The sequence below is a fragment of the Pseudomonas sp. GW823-FHT03E05 genome (assembly GCF_058796855.1).
In genome coordinates this window covers 85108-107867 of sequence record NZ_JBXAJB010000007.1, presented here as the reverse complement: position 1 = coordinate 107867, position 22760 = coordinate 85108, and the positions used below count along the sequence as shown (strand labels likewise).

Here is a 22760-nt window from a genome sequence, read left to right as displayed (position 1 = left end):
TGCGCCATGCTCGGCGCCTGTCCAATTGAAAAGGAAAAGGCCCATGTCCAAGCCTGAAACAACGGCGCCCACGGCCAAGGCTGTATTACCGATTGGATTGCTGATCGCCGTGCTGGCGATGGTTGCCGTGCTGCTGTTGCCACTGCCCGCCGACCTGCCGGTGGCGGGGCACCGGATGCTGGCGATCCTGGCCTTTGCCGTGGTGGTGTGGATCAGCGAGGCGGTGTCCTACGAGGCCAGCGCGATCATGATCACCGCCTTGATGGCCTTCCTCATCGGCACCGCGCCGACCCTGCAGGACCCGAGCCAGCTCTATGGCAGCTCGGCGGCCATCGGCCTGGCCCTCACCGGGTTCTCCAATTCGGCCCTGGCCCTGGTGGCCGGTGCCTTGTTCATCGCCGCCGCCATGACCCACACCGGCCTCGACCGGCGCATCGCCCTGGTGACCCTGACCCGGGTCGGCACCAGCACCCGGCGCATCCTTATCGGGGCTATTGCCGTGACCATCCTTCTCAGCCTGCTGGTGCCCAGCGCCACGGCCCGCAGTGCCTGCGTGGTGCCGATCATGATGGGGGTGATTGCCGCCTTCGGCGTCGACAAGCGCTCCAATATCGCCGCCGGGCTGATGATCGTCGTGGCCCAGGGCACCAGCATCTGGAACGTCGGGATCCAGACCGCTGCGGCGCAGAACCTGCTGACCGTGGGCTTCATGGACAAGATGCTCGGCCAGCGCGTGGCCTGGCTCGACTGGCTGATCGCCGGGGCGCCCTGGGCGGTGATCATGTCTTTGGTGCTGCTGTGGCTGGTGCTGAAACTGCTGCCGCCTGAAACCGACAGCATTCCCGGCGGCAAGGAGGCGGTGGCCCAGTCCCTGGCGGACATCGGGCCCATGACCGGGCCGCAGAAACGCCTGCTGGCGGTGTCGGTGCTGCTGTTGTTGGCCTGGTCCACCGAAGGCAAGCTGCACCCCTTCGACACCACGACCACCACCTACGCCGGGCTGGTGATACTGCTGCTGCCGCGGATCGGCATCATGACCTGGAAGGATGTGCAGTCGCGCATTCCCTGGGGCACGGTGATCGTCTTCGGCGTCGGCATCAGCCTGGGGTCGGCGCTGCTCAGCACCCAGGCCGGGCAATGGCTGGGGAGCCAGGTAGTGGCCCATACCGGCCTGGACCAGGTGGGGCCTTTGGCGGTGTTCGCGATTCTCGCGGCGTTCCTGATCCTCATCCACCTGGGGTTCGCCAGCGCCACGGCGCTGACTTCGGCCTTGCTGCCGATCCTGATCGCCGTGCTGCAGACCCTGCCGGGTGAGTTCAGCCGCCTGGGCATGACCATGCTCCTGGGCTTTGTGGTCAGCTACGGCTTCATCCTGCCGATCAACGCGCCGCAGAACATGGTCTGCCTGGGCACCGAGACCTTCAACGCGCGGCAGTTCGCCAAGGTCGGGCTGCTGGTGACGCTGATCGGCTACCTGCTGATGCTGGTGTTCGCCATGACCTGGTGGAAATGGCTGGGCTGGATGTAGGAAAAGTAAATCCCTTCACAGTGACCCGCTGAACACCCGGGTCACGCTGCCGGCCAGGCGCACCTTGCCCTGGCCGTCCCAGCTCACCGTCACCGGCCCGCCATCGCACAGCACCCGCACCGGGCTGTCCAGCAGGCCGCGGCGGATGCCGTTGACTGCCGCTGCGCAGGAGCAGGAGCCGGAACCCAGGGGGATGGCGCCATTGCGCTCCCAGATGCGCAGGCGGATGGTCTGGCGGTCGATCACCTGGATGAAGTGCACATTGGTCTTGTGTGGAAACAGCGGGTCGCTCTCGATCTGTGGGCCCAGCGTGGCAATGTCCAGCGGTGCCAGGTCGTCGACGAAAAAACTGCAATGGGGGTTGCCCATGCTGCACGCCGCCGGTGTTCCCGGCAGTGGCAGGTGCAGGCTGTCCAGCTCTCGGACCAGGGGGATGGACTGCCAGTCGAACGAAGGCAGGCCCATTTCCACCGACACCGACCGATCCTCAATGCGCAGGCATTGCTGCAGGCCGCGGGCGGTTTTCACCTGCACCGAGGTGACGCCGCTTTCCTGCATCAGCAGGTCGGCGGCGCCCCGGGTGGCACTGCCGCAGGTGTCCAGGCTGGAACCATCGGCGTTGAAGAAGGTCAGTTGCGCCGCGCTGTCGCTGCAATCGCCGAGCACCACCAACTGATTGAAACCGATGCCACGCCGGCGGTCCCCCAGGGCCCTGGCCAGCTCGCGGGTGATCGGGTTGGTGCGGCCACGGGCATCGATCAGCACGAAGTCGTCACCATTGGCGTGCATCTTCACAAAGTTCAGCGGCATTCGGGCTCCAACAGGCGAGGGCAGGGAAGGGCGGGGGGCAGCGCATGCAGGATTCCGAAAAAAAGCCACCGACGCCAGCGCCTTAAAATAAAATTCATCCTGCAAGCCCGGGCATTGCCTGGGCGGCGGGATTTTCCGGCACACTGCCGGACCACCGGGAATATCGCCGACCGCCGCAACAGCGGCCGGCACAGCACAAGGTCATGGCATGGATCACTACGCCCCGCGCAACTGGCAGCCCCACGAAAAGCCCAGCTTGCCCGGCTCCCCCTCGACACCGTTGCACCCTACCCACAAGCGCCTGGCCTACGCGCTGGTGGGCTTGCTGGTGGCCATCACCGGTGGCCTGGGCAACTCGTTGGTGATCGCCAACCTGCCGTACCTGCAGGGGGCGCTGGGGGCGACCACCGCGGAAATGGCCTGGCTGCCGGCCGCCTACGTGATGACCAACGTGTCGATGAACCTGTTGCTGGTGAAGTTTCGCCAGCAGTTCGGCCTGCGCGCCTTCACCGAAGTGTTCCTGGTGCTCTACGCCCTGGTGACCTTCGGCCACCTGTTCGTCAACGACCTGAGCTCGGCCATCGCCGTGCGGGCGGCCCACGGCATGGTCGGCGCGGCGCTGAGCTCCCTGGGCCTGTACTACATGGTCCAGGCCTTCCCGGCGAAGTGGCGGCTCAAGGCCCTGGTGCTAGGGCTGGGCGCCTCGCAACTGGCCTTGCCCCTGGCCCGGCTGTTTTCCGAGGACCTGCTGCAGATTGCCGAATGGCGCGGCCTGTACCTGTTCGAACTGGGCCTGGCGCTGACCTCCCTGGGCTGCGTGTTCATGCTCAAGCTGCCGCCGGGGGACCGCTTCCGTACCTTCGAGAAACTCGATTTCCTGACCTTTGCCCTATTGGCCACTGGCGTGGCCCTGCTGTGCGCGGTGCTGTCCCTGGGGCGCATCGACTGGTGGCTGGAGGCGCCGTGGATCGGCTACGCCAGCGCCGCCTCGATCCTGCTGATCATGGCGGGGCTGTGCATCGAACATAACCGCAGCAACCCGATGCTGATGACCCGCTGGCTGGGCAGCGGGGCGATAATCCGTCTGGCCCTGGCAGTGATACTGATTCGCATGGTGCTGTCGGAACAGTCCACCGGCGCCGTAGGCTTTCTCCAGGCGCTGAACATGAGCAGCCAGCAGATGCGCATGCTCTACGGCGTGATGCTGTTGGGCAGCATTGCCGGGCTGGCCACCAGCGCCCTGACCATCAACCCGGCGCACCTGCTGATGCCACTGGTCATTTCCCTGGCGCTGATGGCCGTGGGGTCGGTAATGGACAGCTTTTCGAGCAACCTCACGCGCCCGGCCAACATGTACTTCAGCCAGTTCCTGCTGGCCTTCGGCGGCACGTTCTTTCTTGGCCCGACCATGGTCCTGGGCACCCGCAACGTGCTGACCAACCCGCGCAACCTGGTGAGCTTCTCGGTGCTGTTCGGCATCTGCCAGAACCTCGGCGGGCTGATCGGTTCGGCCTTGCTCGGGACCTTCCAGATCGTGCGCGAGAAGTACCATTCCAGCCATATCGTCGAGCAGTTGACCCTGCTCGATCCCCAGGTCCTGGCCCGGGTACAGAGCGGCGGGGCGGCCTACGGCAAGGTCATCGCCGACCCGGACCTGCGCACCCTGCAAGGCATACGCAGCCTGGCCACCGCGGCCACGCGCGAAGCCAACGTACTGGCCTATAACGATGTATTCATGCTGATCGCGGTGATTGCGGTACTGACCATGATCTGGATATTCATTCGCAGCCTGTGGCTGATGAGCACGACCCAAGCGGTCGCGCCTGCCGCCCCGGCTCCCGTTCAACAAAGTGGTGCCTCTTCTTCATGAGCGAAACCGTCAACCCCACCACCAACGCCATTGCCTCGACTCCCGAGCCCAGCGGCCCGCCGACCATGCCGGCCACCGAGCCACGGCCGCTGGCGGTGCGCATCATCTCGTCCCTGGGCTTTGCCGCCATCGCCATCGTCGGTGTGCTGATCGTGCTCTACGCCTGGCAACTGCCACCCTTCTCCAGCGCCATCGAAAGCACCGAGAACGCCCTGGTGCGGGGGCAGGTGACAATCATCGGCCCGCAGCTCAGTGGCTACGTGTTCGAGGTGCCGGTGCAGGACTTCCAGCAGGTCAAGGCCGGCGACCTGCTGGTGCGCCTTGACGACCGCATCTACCAGCAGCGCCTGGACCAGTCCCTGGCGCAACTGGCGGTGCAGAAGGCGGCCCTGGCCAATGCCCTGCAACAGCGCAACAGCGCCGAAGCCACCATCAAGCTGCGCCAGGCGGCCCTGGCCGACAGCCAGGCCCAGGCGCGCAAGAGCGCGGCCGACCTGCAACGCAACGAAGCACTGATTGCCGACGGCTCGGTGTCCCGGCGTGAACTGGACGTGACCCGCGCGGCCAATGCCCAGACCGTGGCCGCCGTGGCCCAGGCCCAGGCGCAACTGGAAATAGCCCGCCAGGACCTGCAGACCGTGATCGTCAACCGCGGCTCCCTGGAAGCGGCGGTGGCCAGCGCCGAAGCCGCGGTGGAACTGGCGCGGATCGACCTGTCCAACACCCGCATCCTCGCCCCGCGGGACGGCCATCTGGGGCAGATCGGCGTGCGCCTGGGGGCCTACGTCAACTCCGGCGCCCAGCTCATGGCCCTGGTGCCGAACCAGCTGTGGGTGATTGCCAACATGAAGGAAACCCAGATGGACAACGTCCGGGTCGGGCAGCCGGTGAGCTTTACCGTGGACGCCCTGAACCACCGCAAATTCACCGGCAAGGTGCAGCGGATCTCCCCGGCCACCGGTTCCGAGTTCGCCTTGCTGCAGGCCGACAATGCCACCGGCAACTTCGTCAAGATTGCCCAGCGGGTGCCGGTGCGGATCACCGTCGACCCGGACCAGCCAGAGCTTGAACGCCTGCGCCCGGGGTTGTCGGTGGTGGTCAGCATTGATACCAGCCAATAGCCGACACAGCACCTCACGTAGGAGCCGGCTTGCCGGCGAAGGGGCCGGCAAGATTTGCACCGATGCTGCAAACGCCTTCGCTGGCAAGCCAGCTCCTGCAAGGGCTGGGTTTTCCCAAGGCTCGATGCTTTGCGTAGGAGCCGGCTTGCCGGCGAAGCGGTTCGTAAGATTTGCAGCGATGCTGCCGACGCTTTCGCTGGCAAGCCAGCTCCTACAGGCTGAGGTTTAGACCGCCTGCATCGGCGGCAAGGTGCCCAACAACGAGACCGCCGCCACTGCGGCCACACCCAGCAGCCATTCCAGCTGCACGCTGTTGCGCAGGCTCGACAGGCGCTGGTCGCAACCGCGGATTCGCAGGCGGTTGAACAGCGCCAGCCCCAGCATCCCCGCCACCAGCAGCACCTTGATCAGCAGGATCAGGGCAAAACCATTGAACAATGGAGTCGGCCACCATTGCCCGGTGAGCACCCGCACGTTGATCAGGCCGGTTAGCAGCAAGCCGGTTACCAGCCCATAACCTACGCCGCTGAAGCGTTTTAACAAGGGCTCGACAGACAGCCCAGCGGGTTGCCGCAACACCAGCAACAACACCAGCAAGCCCCCCAACCAGATGGCGACGCTGCTTAAATGCACGATCTGATTGAGGATCAGCAACTGCCCCGCCAACCCATCGAGCATGGCACCGTGGCCCACCGGAGCCAGGGTTGCCAGGAGCAGGGCGCCCAGGCCCAGTTGCAGTGGCAGGCGCCGGCCCAGCGGGGTCAGCAGCAGGCCCAGCAACAGCAGGTTGAGCGACAGGTGCCAGCTCCACACCTGGCCGAAGAAGGTCTTGCCCAGCACCAACTGCACGGTCGCCGGGTCCAGCGCCGCCGACCAGGAGCCGGCCATGCTGGCGGTGATCAGCAGCAACCAGCACAGGCCGCTGCCCAGGCCGGCCAGCGCCAGCCAGCGGCTGAGCCGGTCGAGCTGTCGATGCACGGCGCCATGGCCGTTGTGTGCTGAATCACGGCCCAGCAGCAGCGGGCGAAACACCCAGGCCCCGACCAGGGTCAGCACCACCGCAAAGTGCACGAAGCGGCACAGCACCAGCCATGACGCCATGGATTACTGGCTCACCTTGAAGCTGTAGCTGCCTTCGCTCTTGTGGGTATCCACCGACACGGCGTGCCATTCCACCTTGTACTCGCCGGCGCGCAGCGGCGTGGCGGCCGGGGTGACCACCAGGGTCTTCTTGTCCGCGCCTTCGGTGGCGACGCTTTTGACCTCCACCGGGGCGCCGTCCTTGCTCAGCTTGACCTGGGTGAAGGCCGCTTCCACGCCTTCGGTGAATACAAGACGCAGCTCGCTGGGCGCGCTGACACTGCCTTGGGCCGGCGGGGTCGAGCTTTTCAGGTGGGCGTGGGCGAACACCGAACTGGCGGCCAGCAGGGAGGACAGCAGGGCGGTGGTGGTGAAGAGGTTTTTCAGGGACATGGCAGGTTTACCTTTAAAGAGAATGGGGCTCATTGGTCTTGCAACTGCATGTGAATGATCGGAAACGGCCGGCCTTCACCGTCGGTTTCCGAACGACCGCAGTCGACGAAGCCGTAGCGACGGTAGAAACCATGGGCCTGGGGGTTCTGTTCGTTGACGTCGACCTTGAGGCCGGGACGGCGTACGTGATCCAGGAGCTTTCGACCGATGCCCTGGCCCCGTTGGGCCGGTTCGATGAACAGCATTTGTACCGTGTCGTCGCTGGTGGCGATAAAACCGCCGGGGCTGGCGTCGGGGTTCTCCCAGACCCAGGCCTCAAGGGCCGGCAGGTAGCTGTCGCGTACCAGCGGGTACAGGCGCTGGATATCGTCTTCAGCGATAAAGTCATGGGTGGCGCGGACCGAACGCTCCCAGAGCGCGGTCAGCAGGGCGTCGTCCGCAGCGACGCGAGGGCGAATCTTCATGAGCATGTTCCATCGGTAACAGGACAGATGGCCGGCGATGGTGCAGGGCCGGCATTCGGGCAGAGACCTGTATGCCCGTGTCGCGAATTAACGCCTGGACGGAGCACCGCAGTGGCTGCTGCAAATGAGCGGGAGGCCGATCCTACCCAATATGGCCGGGTGGCGAAAGACCGACGCAGGCCGGCGATGTCGCAGGCTTGACAGCTCCCCGCAGCGGGCGGGCGGATGCTAGTCTTGCCCCAGACTGTTTTCGTAGGAGCCCTCATGGGCAATCACAAGATCGAGATTCGTCGCAGCAACGTGGAAAAGATCCTCCTGGGTGCCGAGAAAATCTTCGCTGAAAAAGGCTATGCCGGCACCGCCATGGCCGACATTGCCGAAGAAGTGCAACTGCCGCGCTCCAACCTGCATTACTACTTCAGCACCAAGAACGAGCTGTACAGCGCTGTGCTCCTGGACCTGCTGGATGTGTGGAAACAGGACGCATTGTGCTTCGAGATGTTCGATGACCCGCGGGTGGTGCTCAGCAGCTACATCCGCGCCAAGATGCAGCATTCACGCAGCCGGCCCTATGGCTCCAAGGTCTGGGCCAACGAAATCATGCACGGCGCCCCGACCCTGGGCGAGACCCTGGATGCCAGCCTGTACGACTGGGCGAAGATGAAGGAAGCGAAGATCCGCCAGTGGGTGGAGGACGGGCGGATCCTGCCGGTGGAGCCGTCGAGCCTGCTGTACATGATCTGGGCCTCGACCCAGCATTACGCCGACTTCGATCATCAAGTGATGATCCTCAACGACCACCAGCCCCTGTCGGACCTGCAATTCGAACGGGCGGTGCAGACCGTCACCAGCGTCATCCTGCGCGGCATCGGCCTGGAACCCTGAACCTGCATCGCCGCTTCCCGTAGGAGCTGGCTTGCCAGCGAAGGGGCCCGCAGGACCGCCTTCGCCGGCAAGCCGGCTCCTACAGAACCTCCCGCGATATTCCTGCCAGCCGTAGGAGCTGGCTTGCCAACGAAGAGGCCCGCAAGACCACCTTCGCCGGCAAGAGCAGGCCTCTCTCTCAAACAGCTTCGCGGTAGGGGTTGCGCGGGTCGTGCAGCCAGTCGAGGAACGGTTTGCCCGTGTCCTGGGGCACCATCTCGATGCAGTCCTGCACCGGGCAGGTGATCTGGCACAGGTTGCAGCCCACGCATTCGTCGTCGATCACTTCATATACATGGCTGCCGTCGGCTTGCCGGAGGCTGGCAATCGCCTGGTGCGAGGTGTCTTCGCAGGCGATATGGCAGCGGCCGCAGCCAATGCAGGCCTGCTGGTCGATCCTGGCGATCACCTGGTAGTTGATGTCCAGGTACTTCCAGTCGGTGGTGTTGCCCACCGCGCGCCCGGAGAAGTCCTGCAGGCTGCGATAGCCCTGGCTGTCCATCCACCGCGACAGCCCATCCTTCATTTCCTCGACGATGCGAAAGCCATGCAGCATCGCCGCCGTGCACACCTGCACCGCGCCGCAGCCCAGGGCGACGAACTCCGCCGCATCGCGCCAGCTGCCGATGCCGCCGATGCCACAGATCGGCAGGCCGCGGGTCTGCGGATCGCGGGCAATTTCCGCGACCATGTTCAGGGCGATCGGCTTGACCGCCGAGCCGCAATAACCGCCGTGGGTGCTCTGGCTGCCCACCATGGGGTGGGCCACCATGCGCTCCAGGTCGACGCTGGTGATGGAGTTGATGGTGTTGATCAGCGACACCGCGTCCGCCCCGCCACGATGGGCGGCGCGGGCGGCCATGCGAATGTCGGTGATGTTCGGCGTCAGCTTGACGATCACCGGCAGCGAGCAGTAGGTCTTGCACCAGCGGGTCACCTGCTCGACATACTCCGGCACCTGGCCCACCGCCGCGCCCATGCCCCGTTCCGGCATGCCGTGGGGGCAGCCGAAGTTCAGTTCGATGCCGTCGGCACCGGTGGCTTCCACCAGCGGCAGGATGGCTTTCCACGACTCTTCGACGCAGGGCACCATCAGCGAGACGATCAGCGCCCGATCCGGCCAGTCCTTCTTCACCTGGGTGATTTCCTTGAGGTTGATCTCCAGGGAGCGGTCGGTGATCAGCTCGATGTTGTTGATCCCCATGACCTCGCGGTTGGGCCCGAAGTGCGCCGAGTAGCGCGACGACACGTTGACCGCCGCCGGGTCTTCACCCAGGGTTTTCCAGACCACACCGCCCCAGCCGGCCTCGAACGCGCGGACCACGTTGTAGGCCTTGTCGGTGGGCGGCGCGGAGGCCAGCCAGAACGGGTTGGGCGCCTTGATACCAGCGAAGACAATCGACAGATCGGCCATTTATGCCGCCTCCTGGTTGAGCATCAGTCGGGCATGCATGGCTTCTGCGGCCAGCTTGCCGTGTTGTACCGCCTGCACGGTGAGGTCCTGGCCGAGGCTGACGCAGTCGCCGCCGGCGTAGACTCCGGGAATGCTGGTGCGCAGGTGTTCGTCCACCTGGATACGTTCGCCGCTGCGTTGCAGCTCCCGGGCCAGCGGGTCGCTCAGGGCTGTAGCGTCGAAGCTCTGGCCGATGGCCTTGAAGATCGCATCGGCGGCCAGTTCGAAGGTGTCGCCGGTGGTTTGCAGGCGGCCTTCCACCATGCGGGTACGGGCGAAGCGCATGCCGCGCACCCGGCCCTGGTCATCCAGCAGCACCTGTTGCGGCGCGGCCCAGGTCAGCAGGCGCACCTGATTGGCCTTGGCGATGTCCTGTTCATGCTCGGTGGCGCCCATGTCCTCGACGCCCCGGCGGTACACCAGATTGACGTCACTGGCACCCAGGCGCGCCATCTGCACCGCCATGTCGATGGCGGTATTGCCAGCGCCGAGCACGATGCAGCGCTCGGCCAGGGGCAACTGGCTGAGGTCGTCGGCCTGGCGCAATTCGCGAATGTAGTCGGTGGCGGTCAGCAGCCCGGGGGCGTCTTCATGCTCCAGCCCCAGTTGCTTGCTGGCGGCCAGCCCGAGGCCGAGGAACACCGCGTCGAACTCCTGATGCAGCTCGGTCAGGCTCAGGTTGGCGCCGAGTTTCTGCCCATGGCGGATCTCGATGCCGCCAATGCCCAGCAGGAACTCCAGTTCCCGCTGAGCGAAGTCATCCACCAGCTTGTACTTGGCGATCCCGTATTCGTTGAGGCCGCCGGCTTTTTCCCGGGCTTCGAAAATCACCACCTCGTGGCCGTGCAGGGCGCAGCGGTGGGCGCAGGACAAACCCGCCGGGCCGGCGCCGACCACGGCAATGCGCTTGCCGGTAGGTGCGGCGCGCTGGAATGGGTGCTCGCTGAAGTGCGCGTTGTCCAGGGCATAGCGTTGCAGCAGGCCGATCAGCACCGGCGCGCACTCCTGGGCGTTGTTGCGCACGCAGGCCTGCTGGCAGAGGATCTCGGTGGGGCAGACCCTTGCGCAACTGCCGCCGAGGATGTTGGCCGAGAGAATCTTCTGCGCCGCGCCCTGGACGTTGTCGGTGTGGATATTGCGGATGAACGAAGGAATGTCGATCTCGCTGGGGCAGGCGTTGACGCAGGGCGCGTCGTAGCAATACAGGCAGCGCGAAGCTTCCAGGTGGGCCTGGCGGGCGTTGAGCGGCGGCGCCAGGTCGCTGAAGTGGCCGGCCAGGGTGGCGTTGTCCAGGGTCGGGTGGGGCAAGTGGTTCAAGGTCTTGATCACGGTTTTGGCCTCACGGTTCGTTTCTTGGTTGCCTCTGACGGGCATTTTCTATAGCTGGGATCACCCATATCCGTAGGAGCCGGCTTGCCGGCGAATAGGCCTTTGACTCTTACAAGGGATCTTCGGGCGCCTTCGCTGGCAAGCCAGCTCCTACAGGGGGCATGGGTTTCTGTAGGAGCGAGCTTGCTCGCGATAGGGGGGCAACGCCCCCCCCGGTCTCAGCGTTTAACCGCCGTCGGCTTGTGCCGCTCGGCGCGCTTGCTCAAGAGGTCGAACACCGCCGGGTAGGCCGGGCGCTCGATGTAGCGCCCGGCACCGCGTTCGGCCCGCAGGTCGCCGTCGGCCCACACCAGCTTGCCCTGGCTGATGGTGTGGCTGGGCACGCCGCGCACGGTCTTGCCCTCGAAGATGTTGAAGTCCACTTGCTGGTGGTGGGTCTTGGCGGAAATGGTGCGGCTGCCTTGCGGGTCCCAGAGCACCAGGTCGGCGTCGGCGCCGACGCGGATCGCGCCCTTGCGCGGGTAGAGGTTGAAGATCTTCGCGGTGTTGGTGGAGGTCAGGGCGACGAACTCCTGCATCGACAGGCGCCCGCTGTTCACCCCTTCATCCCAGAGCACGGCCATGCGGTCCTCGATGCCGGCGGTGCCGTTGGGGATCTTGCTGAAGTCGTCGCGGCCGGCGGCTTTCTGTTCGGCGCAGAAGCAGCAGTGGTCGGTGGCGGTGGTGTGCAGGTTGCCCGATTGCAGGCCGCGCCACAGGGCCTCCTGATGGCCACGGGGGCGGAAGGGCGGGCTCATCACGTAGCCGGCGGCGGTCTGCCAGTCCGGGTCGCGGTACACGCTGTCGTCCAGCAGCAGGTGCCCGGCCAGCACTTCACCGTAGACCGGCTGGCCCTTGCCCCGGGCATAGCTGATTTCGTCCAGGGCTTCCTGGGTCGAGACGTGCACCAGGTACAGCGGCGTGCCCAGGGTCTCGGCGATGCGAATGGCCCGGCTGGCGGCTTCGCCTTCGACTTGCGAAGGCCGCGACAACGGGTGGGCTTCCGGCCCGGTAATGCCCTGGGCCAGCAGCTTGCGTTGCAGGTGATACACCAGCTCGCCGTTTTCCGCGTGTACCGTGGGTACCGCCCCCAGTTCCAGGCAGCGCTCGAAGCTCGCCACCAGGGTGTCGTCGGCGGCCATGATGGCGTTCTTGTAGGCCATGAAGTGCTTGAAGCTGTTGATGCCGTGGTGCTGCACCAGCTCGGCCATTTCCTCGCGCACCTGCTCGCTCCACCAGGTAATGGCCACGTGGAAGCCGTAGTCGCTGGCGGATTTTTCCGCCCAGCCGCGCCACTGCTGGAAGGCCTCCAGCAACGACTGCTGGGGGTTGGGAATCACGAAGTCGATGATCGAGGTGGTGCCCCCCGCCAGGCCCGCCGCCGTGCCGCTGAAGAAGTCTTCGCTGGCCACGGTGCCCATGAAGGGCAGCTGCATGTGGGTATGGGGGTCGATGCCGCCGGGCATCAAGTATTGGCCGCTGCCATCGAGCACTTCGCAACCGACGGGAATATCCAGATTGTTGCCGATGGCGCGAATTAGACCGTCTGCGCAGAGCACATCGGCTTTATAACTTTCATCATGGGTAATAACGGTGGCGCCACGGATCAACAGAGACATTCGGAGTTCCTCGCAGGCATGACCGACTGCTGTCGGTTCTAACTTTTTTATTGAACGCACTGATAACTTAAACAATCCTGTCATAGGTGACAGGATTAGAAGCTAGTCGCACTTCAAAGAAACATCAAGAATATTTTTTATAAGCTTATATTCAATATAACTTGTTGAAATATAATGATTAAAAGTTCAAATCTGCAAAATGGTGCAGCCTCTCACCATTTTGACGCACTTGACAGGATCGAAAAATAGTCGAGATTTCCTATGTCAAATCAGCTGCTTGAGGAGGCGCTGGGAAGGCCGGGAAATAACTAGAAAAATAACCGTGCACTGCTTTGGGTCCTGATCGAATGGACAACTTGCCAAACACCCGGCCTGAGTGGATTGGCAACTAACCAGGGGCTTGAAAGTTGCTTGCATAAAACCCAATGACATCAGTTGTTTACATGGATTCCGCCAGCCGTGCAGCAACGACCGCGCAAGTACTTGGCATCTTTATTGAGTGCCGCCGCAGGTCGATGTGCCGGAGGGTGGAAGTCGTAAGTTCTCCGGCCATCGTCCGGCGCGCTGTCCCTTGGTGCGCCGGCCTGATGAGCAAAATAATCAGAACAACAGTGGAGCGGCCATGCAACAGATCAGATCCCAGGTGACCGAGCGCGCTGGCTTGTACGAGCTGGACGCCGGCAGCGACGTACTCGACAGCCCCCGTTACAACCACGACATCGCACCGACCCAGGTCCAGGAGCGCACCTGGAACAAATGGCACATCACCGCACTGTGGATCGGCATGTCGATCTGCGTGCCCACCTATACCCTGGGCGGGGTGCTCACCGCCTACTTCGGCCTCAGTGTCGGCGAGGCGCTGCTGGCGATCCTGCTGGCCAATATCGTGGTGCTGGTGCCCCTGACCCTCAACGCCTTTGCCGGCACCAAGTACGGCATTCCGTTCCCGGTGCTGCTGCGCTCCTCGTTCGGCATCATCGGCTCCAACGTGCCGTGCCTGATCCGCGCCCTGGTGGCCTGCGGCTGGTTCGGCATCCAGACGATGTTCGGCGGGCTGGCGATCCACCTGTTCCTGGGCTCGATCTTCGAGGGCTGGAAGGCCCTGGGCGGCACCGGCGAGGTGATCGGCTTCATGATTTTCTGGACCCTCAACCTGTGGGTGGTGCTGCGCGGCGCCGAGTCGATCAAGTGGCTGGAAACATTGTCCGCGCCGCTGCTGGTGGCGGTGGGCATCGGCCTGCTGGTATGGGCCTTGCCCAGCGTGTCGCTGACTGAGCTGTTGGCGATCCCGCCCAAGCGTCCCGAAGGCGCCAGCGTCACCGGCTACTTCATGGCCGGGCTCACGGCGATGGTGGGTTTCTGGGCCACCTTGTCGCTGAACATTCCCGACTTCAGCCGCTACGCGAAAAGCCAGAAGGACCAGATCCTCGGGCAGATCTTCGGCTTGCCGCTGACCATGTTCCTGTTCGCCGCCCTGGGGGTGGTGATGACCGCCGCCTCGGTGAAACTGGTGGGGGTCACGGTGTCCGACCCGGTGAGCCTGATCGGCCACATCCAGAGCCCGGGCTGGGTGGCCCTGGCCATGGCGCTGATCATCATCGCCACCTTGTCCACCAACACCGCGGCCAACATCGTCTCGCCCACCAACGATTTCCAGAACCTGGCGCCCAAGCTGATCGGCCGCACCACCGCGGTGATCCTCACCGGCCTGGTGGGGCTGGCGCTGATGGGCCACGAGTTGCTGAAAAAACTCGGCCTGCTGATTTCCGACGTCAGCCTGGAGACCGTGTATTCCAACTGGCTGCTGGGTTATTCCAGCCTGCTGGGGCCGATTGCCGGGATCATGGTGGTGGACTACTTCATCATCAAGAAACAGCGCCTGAACCTGGCCGGCCTGTACCGCGACGACGTCTACCCGGCGTGGAACTGGCACGGTTTCATCGCCTTCGGCGTACCGGTGGCCCTGACCCTGATGTCCCTGGGCAGCAGCGCCTTCAACTGGTTCTACAGCTACGGCTGGTTCACCGGCTCGGCCCTGGGCGGGTTGATCTACTACGGCCTGTGCAGCCTGCGCAGCCCCCAGGTGGCCACCGCCAAGACCCCAACATGAACACCCAGCCAGCGTGCTCGCGGGCACCACCCCCGTCCCGTAGGAGCTGGCTTGCCAGCGAAGGCGTCGGCACGGGCGACGCACATCTTGCGGGCCCCTTCGCCGGCAAGCGTAACGCCGCCCGGCCGGCTCCTACCGATTGTTGCTAGGCCGTTATCCCGGGCGATTGCGCCACGCATCCCCCGACAAAATCAGAAGAAACGCCTGAGGAAATCACCATGAACGCTGCCGTCGAGGTTCTGCAATCCAGCCATCAGCACATCAACCGCGACCGCCTGTGGCAGTCGCTCATGGAACTGGCCAGGCTCGGCGCCACGGTCAAGGGCGGCGTCTGTCGCCTGGCCCTGACCGACCTCGACCGCCAGGCCCGGGATCTGTTCGTGCAATGGTGCGAGGAGGCCGGTTGCGCGGTCACGGTGGATGGCATCGGCAACATCTTCGCCCGCCGCCCCGGGCGCAATCCGCACCTGCCGCCGGTAATGACCGGCAGCCATATCGACACCCAGCCCACCGGCGGCAAGTTCGATGGCTGTTTCGGCGTATTGGCCGGGGTGGAAGTGCTGCGCACCCTCAACGACCTCAAGCTGGAAACCGAGGCGCCCCTGGAAGTGGTGGTGTGGACCAACGAAGAAGGCTCGCGCTTTCCGCCGTGCATGATGGGCTCCGGGGTGTTCGCCGAGAAGTTCACCCTGGAGGACACCCTGGCCAAGACCGACGTCGATGGCATCAGCGTCGGTGAGGCCCTGAACGCCATCGGCTACGCCGGCACGCGCCCGGTCAGCGGGCATCCGGTGGGCGCCTATTTTGAAGCGCACATCGAGCAAGGCCCGATCCTGGAAGATGAGCGCAAGACCATAGGCGTGGTGCTCGGCGCCCTGGGGCAGAAGTGGTTCGATCTCAAGCTGCGGGGTGTCGAAGCCCATGCCGGCCCGACCCCCATGCACCTGCGCAAGGACGCCCTGGTGGGCGCCGCCGCCGTGGTGGCGGCGGTCAACCGCGCCGCCCTCGGCCACCAGCCTCACGCCTGCGGCACCGTTGGCTGCCTGCAAGCCTACCCGGGTTCGCGCAACGTGATTCCGGGCGAGGTGCGCATGACCCTGGACTTCCGCCACCTGGAGCCGGCGCGCCTGGACTCGATGATTGCCGAGGTGCGCCAGGTGATCGACAACACCTGCGAAGAACACGGCCTGAGCTTCGAACTGACCCCCACCGCGGACTTTCCGCCGCTGTACTTCGACCCGGTGTGCGTCGATGCGGTGCGCGGCGCCGCGCAGGGTTTGGGGTTGTCCCACATGGACATCGTCAGCGGTGCCGGGCATGACGCGATCTTCGTCGCCGAGCTGGGCCCGGCGGGGATGATCTTCGTGCCTTGCGAAGGTGGCATCAGCCACAACGAAATCGAGAACGCCGACCCCGACGACCTCGCCGCCGGCTGCGCGGTGCTGCTGCGCGCCATGCTCGCCGCCTCCCAGGCCATAGCCCAGCGCCAAGCGTAGGAGCCGGCTTGCCGGCGAAGAGGCCCGCCAGACGTGCACCGCCCATGCCGACGCCTTCGCTGGCAAGCCAGCTCCTACCGTGGGCTTGCGGTGTTTTCACGAACCCGCCCACACCGCCATTTCCGTAGGAGCCGGCTTGCCGGCAAAGGGGCCCTCCAGACGAGCACCGCCCATGCCGACGTCTTCGCTGGCAAGCCAGCTCCTGCATGGGGCCGCGTGAGGTGCTTTGCCTGGCGTACACTGGCGAACTTTTCCCATGGGATGCCGAATATGCACAGGATGGTGCTCTGTCTGGCCCTGGCTCTGAGCCTGGGCGGTTGTATCGATTACAAATGGGGCCACGACTGGAAGGCCGACAGTCCGGGCGGCTGGCAAGACGCAAGCGTTGTCGGTTTCGACAAAGGCACGGCGTTCCAGCTGGCCTGCGGGGGCAGCCCACTCTATGTGAACGTGGAGACCCACGCCTCCCATCAACTTTTATCGCTGTTCTTCATCCCGTTGTTTTCCGCGTCGGACGATGACGGCCATGTATGGATCAGGGCCAGTCACCCCAGCCTGATGGCATGTGCTTCGCCTGCGCAAAACCCTCTGCTGCTGAAGCTGGACAACCGGCCCATTCAGGCAGTTGGCTTCTCGCGGCGTAGCGGCGAAGGCCTGTGCATCATCGACCTGGGCCCGCGCGAGTTGCAGGGCGAACAGCTGTCGATCGAGGTCAACCAGGCCTTGCTGCCCTGCGCAGTGGCGCCGATGACCCTGAAAAAGGACAGTTTCTTCTGCCTGCGGGCTACAAAGTTCGGCGGTTCGACACCGTGCGGTCGGTAGCCAAAAGCAAGGCCCTGCGTACCGAACGCGGCCCGACCTTTCGCAGCCTCGCGGGCTCGGCAGCGGCTACAGGGTCTGTGGTGAGCTGGGTTTTTGTAGCCGCTGCCGCAGGCTGCGCACGCCCGGCACGGGCGTAGGGGGGCAGGGCCGAGATAGAGCTGCCAGCCGAACCTAAGCTAATTCCTAAAAAGTATTTATTTTAGGTTTGTTAGATCGATTAGCTTTTAGCGACTTTCCTGTCTCCCAGAAGGTTCGCCCCCATGCGCCTGCCCTTTGCTTTGCGTCGTAGCTTGTCGATCACCGCCCTGGCCGGCCTGGCGCTGGGCATGGCCCTCAATGCCCAGGCCGATACCGACCTGCGCATCGGCTATCAGAAATCCTCGACCCTGCTGGCCTTGCTCAAGGCCCAGGGCACCCTGGAAAAACAGCTGGCGGGGCAGGGCGTCAACATCACCTGGCACGAGTTCACCAGTGGCCTGCCGTTGGCGGAATCGCTGAATGTGGGCAATGTCGATATCAGCGCCGATGTCGCCGACACGGTACCGGTCTTCGCCCAGGCCGCCGGGGCCCAGCTGACCTATTTCGCCAGCGAGACTCCCTCCCCGGCGGCCCAGTCCATCGTCATTCCCAAGGATTCGCCGCTCAAGTCCCTGGCCGACCTCAAGGGCAAGCGCATCGCCGTGACCAAGGCCGCCGGCAGCCACTACCTGCTGATCGCCGCCTTGCGCGAAGCGGGCTTGAGCTTCGCCGATATCCAGCCGGTGTACCTGACCCCGGCCGATGGCCGCGCGGCGCTGGAAACCGCCAAGGTCGATGCCTGGGTCACCTGGGAACCCTTTGTCGCCAGCGCCCAGCGCCAGCAGGGCGCGCGGGTGCTGCACGACGGCCAGGGGCTGGCCAGCTATCGCCGTTACTACCTGGCTTCCAACGACTACGCCAAGGCCCATCCCGAGGTGCTGCAGCAAGTGTTCGCCGAGTTGCAGAAGACCGGCACCTGGGTCAAGGCGCACCCGGCCGAGGCGGCAAAACTGCTGGGCCCGCTGTGGGGCAACCTGGATGTGCCGACGGTGGAACTGGCCAACAGCCGCCGCACCTACAAGGTAGAAGCGGTCAAGCCCGACGCCCTGGGCGAGCAGCAGAAAATCGCCGATGCCTTCTATCAGGAAAAACTCCTGCCCAAGCCGGTGGATGCCCGGGCCGTGCAGTTGTGGAGCCCGAAATCGTTGTAATTGACCGTTAGATTGCTTTCGCCTGTAGGAGCCGGCTTGCCGGCGAACAGGTCCCCCCCTTTTTCTTGTTCACCGCCGGTTACGCCACCCCGCGCCCGGCGTCAGGAGTTCCCGTGTCTGCCGTTCACCCCCAAGAGGCCTTTGCCGTCCCTGCCTCAATCAGCCCGCCCGCGGTTAACGACGACGTGGTGCTGGAATTGCGCCACCTGACCAAGCACTACGCCCGCCGCCATGGCCAGTCCGCTCCGCCTGCGGTTGAGCAGGTCAGCCTCCAGGTGCGCCGTGGCGAGGTGCTGTGCCTGATGGGCACCTCCGGCAGCGGCAAGTCCACCTTGCTGCGCCATATCAACCGGTTGATCGAGCCCAGCAGCGGCGAAGTGCTGATCGACGGTTCGGCCATCAGCCAGCTTTCGGCCAGGGAACTGCGCACCTTGCGTTCGCGGCGCATCGGCATGGTGTTCCAGCACTTCGGCCTGCTGCCCCATCGCAGCGTGCGCGACAACGTCGCCTTGCCCCTGGAACTGCGCGGCGAGCCTGAGGCCCTGCGCCATGCCGCAGCCGACGTGCAACTGCAGGCCATGGGCCTGGAAGGCTGGGGCGAGCACTATCCCCATGAGCTGTCCGGCGGCATGCAGCAGCGGGTCGGCCTGGCCCGGGCCCTGGTCAGCGAGCCGGACATCCTGCTGATGGACGAACCCTTCAGCGCCCTGGACCCGACCATCCGCCGCGACCTGCAAAGCCACTTTCTGCAGGTGGTGCGCGAGCGCGGCATCACCACCTTGCTGGTGACCCACGACCCGGCCGAAGCCCTGCGCCTGTCGGACCGCATCGCCGTGCTGCGCCACGGCCAGCTGATTCAGGTCGGCACGCCCGAGGAATTGCTGAAGCAGCCGGCGGATGCCGAAGTGGCGGACTTCTTCCAGGAACACGGCGCCCGCAGCGCCACGCCGGTGGCGACGATTGCCCCGCGCAAGAGCGCGACGACCCCGGCGCCGGTCAGCCCCGGACTGTCCTCTGCCCAGGCCCTGCTGCTGGGGCCCGCCGCCCTGGCCGCCAGCGGTCGCGGTGGCCTGTACTGGCTGGGCTTCGCCCTGGAACTGGGGGCGGCCGCAGCCTTGGGGCAGGGGCTGGCCACGGCCAGTTTCGCCTGGGCCGCCCTGGCGCTCATCGGCTTGCTGCTCAGCCGCCTGTTGAGCCTGGCCCTGGCCCGCCGCCCCAGCCGCCTGGGGCGTTCGGACTGGCGTCTGCCGTGGCTGGTGTTGCTGCTGTCCCAGGCCCTGGTGCTATGGCGGGTGTTGGCCACCGATGCCTCTGGCCCCTGGCTGCAATTTCCCGCCGACCGGCAAGTGCTGCTGGGCACCGCCGCGGCCATCGATCAACTGATTGCCTGGTCCCAGGTGACGTTCGAAAGCACCTTCGTCGGCGTGATAGTCGCCGTGCGCACGGTGATCGAAAGCATCGAAAGCCTGCTGGGCTGGTTGCCCTGGCCGGTGCCGGCCCTGGCCCTGGTGCTGCTGGCCTGGCGCAGCGCCGGCGCCGCCCTGGCCCTGACCAGTGCCGCGGCCTTGCTCTACATCGGCCTGTTCGGTTTCTGGGAACGGACCATCGCCACCCTGGCCCTGGTGGGCTCCTCGGTGCTGATCTCGCTGTTGATCGGCGTACCCGCCGGCATCCTCCTGGCCAAGCGCGCCCTGGCCCGGCGCCTGATCACTCCGCTCCTGGACGTGATGCAGACCTTGCCCACCTTCGTGTACCTGATCCCGGCGGTGGCGTTCTTCTCGGTGGGCAAGACCCCGGCGGTGATCGCGACGGTGATCTTCGCCCTGGCGCCGATGATCCGCCTCACCGCCCTGGGGATTCAGGAAGTGCCCAAGACCGCCGTCGAGGCGGCCCTGGCCCACGGCGCCACGCCGTGGCAGATCCTGACCAAGGTCGAACTGCCCCTGGCTGCGGGCTCCTTGCTGCTGGGGATCAACCAGACCCTGGTGATGAGCCTGTCGATGGTGGTGGTGGCGGCGCTGATCGGCGCCGGCGGCCTGGGCTACGACGTGATGACCGCGCTGCGCAACATCAAGGGCGGCGAGGGCATGCTGGCCGGCGCCGCGATCGTGTTCTGCGCGCTGATTCCCGACCGCATCATTCAAGCGACCCTGCGCCAGCGGGATCGCACATTGCATCAATCATGAGGTGTCCCTTGAACAAGTCGTTTACCCGTACCCTTGGCGCCGCCGCGCTGTTGTTGGGGTTGTCCCTGCCGGTGCTGGCCAAGGACAAGATCGTCATTGGCGAGCAGAACTGGACCGGCGCCATCGCCATCCAGAACATCCTTGGCGAAGTGATCAAGAGCCGCCTCGACGGCGAGGTTTCCTACCTCGCCGGTGACGTGCCGGTGCTGTTCGCCGCCGCTGCCAAGGGCGATGGCTCGGTGGACGTGCTCACCGATATCTGGCTGCCCAACCAGTCCGCCGCCTGGGCCAAATACGTCACCGGCGGCACCCGCTCCCTGGTGCCCAACAAGCAGCCGTACCTGGGGGTGCAGGGCTTCTACATCCCCGGCTACCTGCAAGACAAATACGGCGTGAAGTCGGTCTACGACCTGCAAAAGCCCGAAGTGGCGAAACTCTTCGAACCCCTGGGCGGCGGCAAGGCGCAACTGCTGGTGGGCCCGGCGGGTTGGGAATCGACCTACATCGGCGAGATCAAGGCCAAGGATTTTGGCTTTGCCGACAAATTCGAATCGGTGTCCACCGAAGCCTCGGTGACCTACGCCAAGCTTGCCGCGGCCTACAAGGCCCAGCGCGGCGTGGTCTTCTACGCCTACACCCCGGACTGGATCTTCTCCGCCTTCGACCTGCGCCGCCTGGATGAACCGGCGTTCGACGGCTACGCCCAGGACAACAAGAAGGGCGACCCGCTGTACAAGGCCGACGGCTGCTGGAAATTCATCAGCCCGACGGTGGATGCCGACTGGCTGAGCAAGAGCAAGATCACCTGTGCCTACCCGGATGCCCGGGTGTATGTCCTGGCGTCCACTGCCCTGCAAAAACGCGCACCGCGAATTGCCGCGTTCCTGGAGAACTTCAGCATCGAACCTCAGGCCCTGAACGACCTGATTCTCAAGATCGAAAAGGAACAGCAACCGGCGGCGCAGGCGGCCAAGGAGTGGGTCGCGGCCCATCCGCAGATCGTTGATGGCTGGCTGGGTGCCAGCGGCGAGAAAGTGGGAGTGGCGCAATGAGTGGGGCGCCGGTGAACAGCCTCGAACAGGCGACCTTCGGCGCCGGGTGTTTCTGGGGCGCGGAAGCCGCGTTTCGGGCGCTGCCTGGCGTCGTGGACAGCCGCGTCGGCTACGCCGTGGAAGCGGCGGACGAAGCCTTGCAGATTGAAGTGGTGCAGGTGGATTTCGACCCGCAGGTGCTGGCGTATTCGACCCTGATCGAACACTTCTGGGGCTTGCACGATCCCACCTCGGTGGATCGCCAGGGCGAGCATGGCGGGGTGAAATATCGCTCGGCGATCTTCCACACCAACGCTGTGCAGGCCGAACAGGCGAGGGCGGCCAAGACCGCCCTGCAAGACTCCGGACGCCTCAACAAACCCGTGGCCACGGTGATCGTGCCCCTGGGCCGTTTCGACCTGGCGGATGAAGCGCACCAGCGTTACCTGGAGAAGAATGGCCTGAGCAGTTGCCACATTTGATCGTTTGCAGGTACGCAGGCTTTTGTAGGAGCTGGCCAGGTCGCTCAAGGGGGCTTCGGTGTCGAGGTAGAACACCGGGTGTTCGGTGTGGTGGGTGTGGTTGGGTTTTGATAGGGGACATATCCGTTGCTGCGGGTGTGGCCACTTATGGTTTCGCCCTTACGGCGAGTCCCTTTTTACAAACGCCTAAAAAGGAACCAAAAACGCTTGCCCCTCCATGGGCCCCTCGCTAAGGCTCGGGGTTCCCTCACTTCGGCATTGCTCCGGGGGCCGCCGCCAACCGGCCATCCCTGGCCGGGTGGCGGCTAGCTCGGCATCCCTGCCGAGCTGCCCCCTACGCAACGCCTACGCTCGGCCGGCTGGGAAGGGGCCTGAAGATCAAGATCAAGATCAAGATCAAAAGCAAAAGCCAAGCGCGTTTTACGCGCTTTTCGTAGGAGCCGGCTTGCCGGCGAAGAGGCCCGTGAGTCATGCAGCGTCTGGGCGGACGCCTTCGCTGGCAAGCCAGCTCCTACACGGGGGGCGCTACACGCCGCTCCAGCTCCAGCTCCAGGCCGGCCGGCAGGCCGCCGTCGCGCTCTTGATTTTGATCTTGATCTGAATGCCCCGTTAACCACGATGGCCGAACGCAGGCATTGAGCCGTGGGTAACCCGGCAGGGATGCCGGGTTAGCCGCCCCAGGCCATGGATGGCCTGTGGCGGCGGCCCACGGATCAATGCCGGAGTGAGGGCATGCCGAGCCTAGGCGAGGCACCGAGTGGAGGGGCAGAGCGT

The 22760-nt window shown here is 65.0% G+C and carries 18 protein-coding genes; 11 read left to right on the top strand and 7 right to left on the bottom strand.

Going from position 1 to position 22760, the window contains the following annotated elements; translation table 11 throughout:
• Nucleotides 1-43: 43 nt before the first annotated feature.
• Nucleotides 44-1528, top strand: a complete 1485-nt coding sequence (locus tag AC1RCO_RS25770; protein WP_065363802.1) for a DASS family sodium-coupled anion symporter — start codon at nt 44-46, stop codon at nt 1526-1528.
• 15 nt (nt 1529-1543) lie between these two features.
• On the opposite strand, the gene dapF is transcribed toward AC1RCO_RS25770, so the two are convergent.
• Nucleotides 1544-2338, bottom strand: a complete 795-nt coding sequence (gene dapF, locus AC1RCO_RS25765) for a diaminopimelate epimerase (RefSeq protein WP_174395510.1) — start codon at nt 2336-2338, stop codon at nt 1544-1546.
• 208 nt (nt 2339-2546) lie between these two features.
• Here dapF and AC1RCO_RS25760 point away from each other — a divergent pair, with 208 nt between their 5' ends.
• Nucleotides 2547-4208: an MFS transporter gene (locus tag AC1RCO_RS25760; protein ID WP_011060836.1), complete on the top strand. Its 1662-nt coding sequence runs from the start codon at nt 2547-2549 to the stop codon at nt 4206-4208.
• A complete protein-coding gene (locus tag AC1RCO_RS25755) occupies nt 4205-5329 on the top strand; it encodes an HlyD family secretion protein (RefSeq protein ID WP_492618165.1) in 1125 nt (374 codons plus the stop codon). The genes AC1RCO_RS25760 and AC1RCO_RS25755 overlap by 4 nt, the downstream gene beginning before the upstream one ends.
• 225 nt (nt 5330-5554) lie before the next feature.
• Here AC1RCO_RS25755 and copD read toward each other — a convergent pair whose 3' ends face one another.
• The 3 genes from copD to AC1RCO_RS25740 are packed head-to-tail and all read right to left on the bottom strand — an operon-like array spanning nt 5555 to nt 7266.
• Entirely contained in the window at nt 5555-6430 is an 876-nt protein-coding gene (gene copD, locus AC1RCO_RS25750; RefSeq protein WP_492618164.1) for a copper homeostasis membrane protein CopD, read from the bottom strand.
• 3 nt (nt 6431-6433) lie between these two features.
• Nucleotides 6434-6802: a copper homeostasis periplasmic binding protein CopC gene (copC, locus tag AC1RCO_RS25745; protein WP_220224217.1), complete on the bottom strand. Its 369-nt coding sequence runs from the start codon at nt 6800-6802 to the stop codon at nt 6434-6436.
• 29 nt (nt 6803-6831) lie between these two features.
• Nucleotides 6832-7266 (bottom strand): GNAT family N-acetyltransferase, encoded by a 435-nt coding sequence (locus tag AC1RCO_RS25740; protein ID WP_011060840.1) that lies wholly within the window; start codon nt 7264-7266, stop codon nt 6832-6834.
• Nucleotides 7267-7530: 264 nt separating this feature from the next.
• Here AC1RCO_RS25740 and AC1RCO_RS25735 point away from each other — a divergent pair, with 264 nt between their 5' ends.
• Nucleotides 7531-8151: a TetR/AcrR family transcriptional regulator gene (locus AC1RCO_RS25735; RefSeq protein ID WP_011060841.1), complete on the top strand. Its 621-nt coding sequence runs from the start codon at nt 7531-7533 to the stop codon at nt 8149-8151.
• 178 nt (nt 8152-8329) lie between these two features.
• Here the strand turns inward: AC1RCO_RS25735 and preA are convergent, their stop codons facing one another.
• The 3 genes from preA to hydA all read right to left on the bottom strand — a co-directional run bounded on the left by preA (nt 8330) and on the right by hydA (nt 12630).
• The gene (gene preA / locus AC1RCO_RS25730; RefSeq protein WP_011060842.1) at nt 8330-9604 is read right to left on the bottom strand and encodes an NAD-dependent dihydropyrimidine dehydrogenase subunit PreA; all 1275 of its coding nucleotides are present in this window, start codon (nt 9602-9604) and stop codon (nt 8330-8332) included.
• On the bottom strand, nt 9605-10972 hold the full coding sequence (locus AC1RCO_RS25725; RefSeq protein ID WP_492618163.1) for an NAD(P)-dependent oxidoreductase: 1368 nt from the start codon (nt 10970-10972) through the stop codon (nt 9605-9607).
• Nucleotides 10973-11190: 218 nt separating this feature from the next.
• Complete coding sequence (gene hydA, locus AC1RCO_RS25720) at nt 11191-12630, bottom strand: dihydropyrimidinase (RefSeq protein WP_053150960.1); 1440 nt, start codon at nt 12628-12630, stop codon at nt 11191-11193.
• Between the two features lie 622 nt (nt 12631-13252).
• On the opposite strand from hydA, the gene AC1RCO_RS25715 reads away from it, so the two are divergent.
• The 7 genes from AC1RCO_RS25715 to msrA all read left to right on the top strand — a co-directional run bounded on the left by AC1RCO_RS25715 (nt 13253) and on the right by msrA (nt 21986).
• The gene (locus AC1RCO_RS25715) at nt 13253-14740 is read left to right on the top strand and encodes an NCS1 family nucleobase:cation symporter-1 (RefSeq protein ID WP_492618162.1); all 1488 of its coding nucleotides are present in this window, start codon (nt 13253-13255) and stop codon (nt 14738-14740) included.
• A 218-nt stretch (nt 14741-14958) separates the two neighbouring features.
• Nucleotides 14959-16236 carry a Zn-dependent hydrolase gene (locus AC1RCO_RS25710; protein WP_492583289.1) on the top strand — a complete coding sequence of 426 codons (1278 nt, stop codon included), beginning with the start codon at nt 14959-14961 and terminating at the stop codon, nt 16234-16236.
• A 270-nt stretch (nt 16237-16506) separates the two neighbouring features.
• Entirely contained in the window at nt 16507-17058 is a 552-nt protein-coding gene (locus tag AC1RCO_RS25705; protein ID WP_015635281.1) for a hypothetical protein, read from the top strand.
• Between the two features lie 260 nt (nt 17059-17318).
• The gene (locus tag AC1RCO_RS25700) at nt 17319-18287 is read left to right on the top strand and encodes an aliphatic sulfonate ABC transporter substrate-binding protein (protein WP_019093858.1); all 969 of its coding nucleotides are present in this window, start codon (nt 17319-17321) and stop codon (nt 18285-18287) included.
• 113 nt (nt 18288-18400) lie between these two features.
• Nucleotides 18401-20473, top strand: a complete 2073-nt coding sequence (locus AC1RCO_RS25695) for an ATP-binding cassette domain-containing protein (RefSeq protein ID WP_492618161.1) — start codon at nt 18401-18403, stop codon at nt 20471-20473.
• The gene (locus tag AC1RCO_RS25690) at nt 20470-21525 is read left to right on the top strand and encodes an ABC transporter substrate-binding protein (RefSeq protein WP_053150975.1); all 1056 of its coding nucleotides are present in this window, start codon (nt 20470-20472) and stop codon (nt 21523-21525) included. Before AC1RCO_RS25695 ends, AC1RCO_RS25690 begins: the two co-directional genes overlap by 4 nt.
• A complete protein-coding gene (msrA, locus tag AC1RCO_RS25685; protein ID WP_492618160.1) occupies nt 21522-21986 on the top strand; it encodes a peptide-methionine (S)-S-oxide reductase MsrA in 465 nt (154 codons plus the stop codon). Before AC1RCO_RS25690 ends, msrA begins: the two co-directional genes overlap by 4 nt.
• Nucleotides 21987-22760 lie beyond the last annotated feature (774 nt).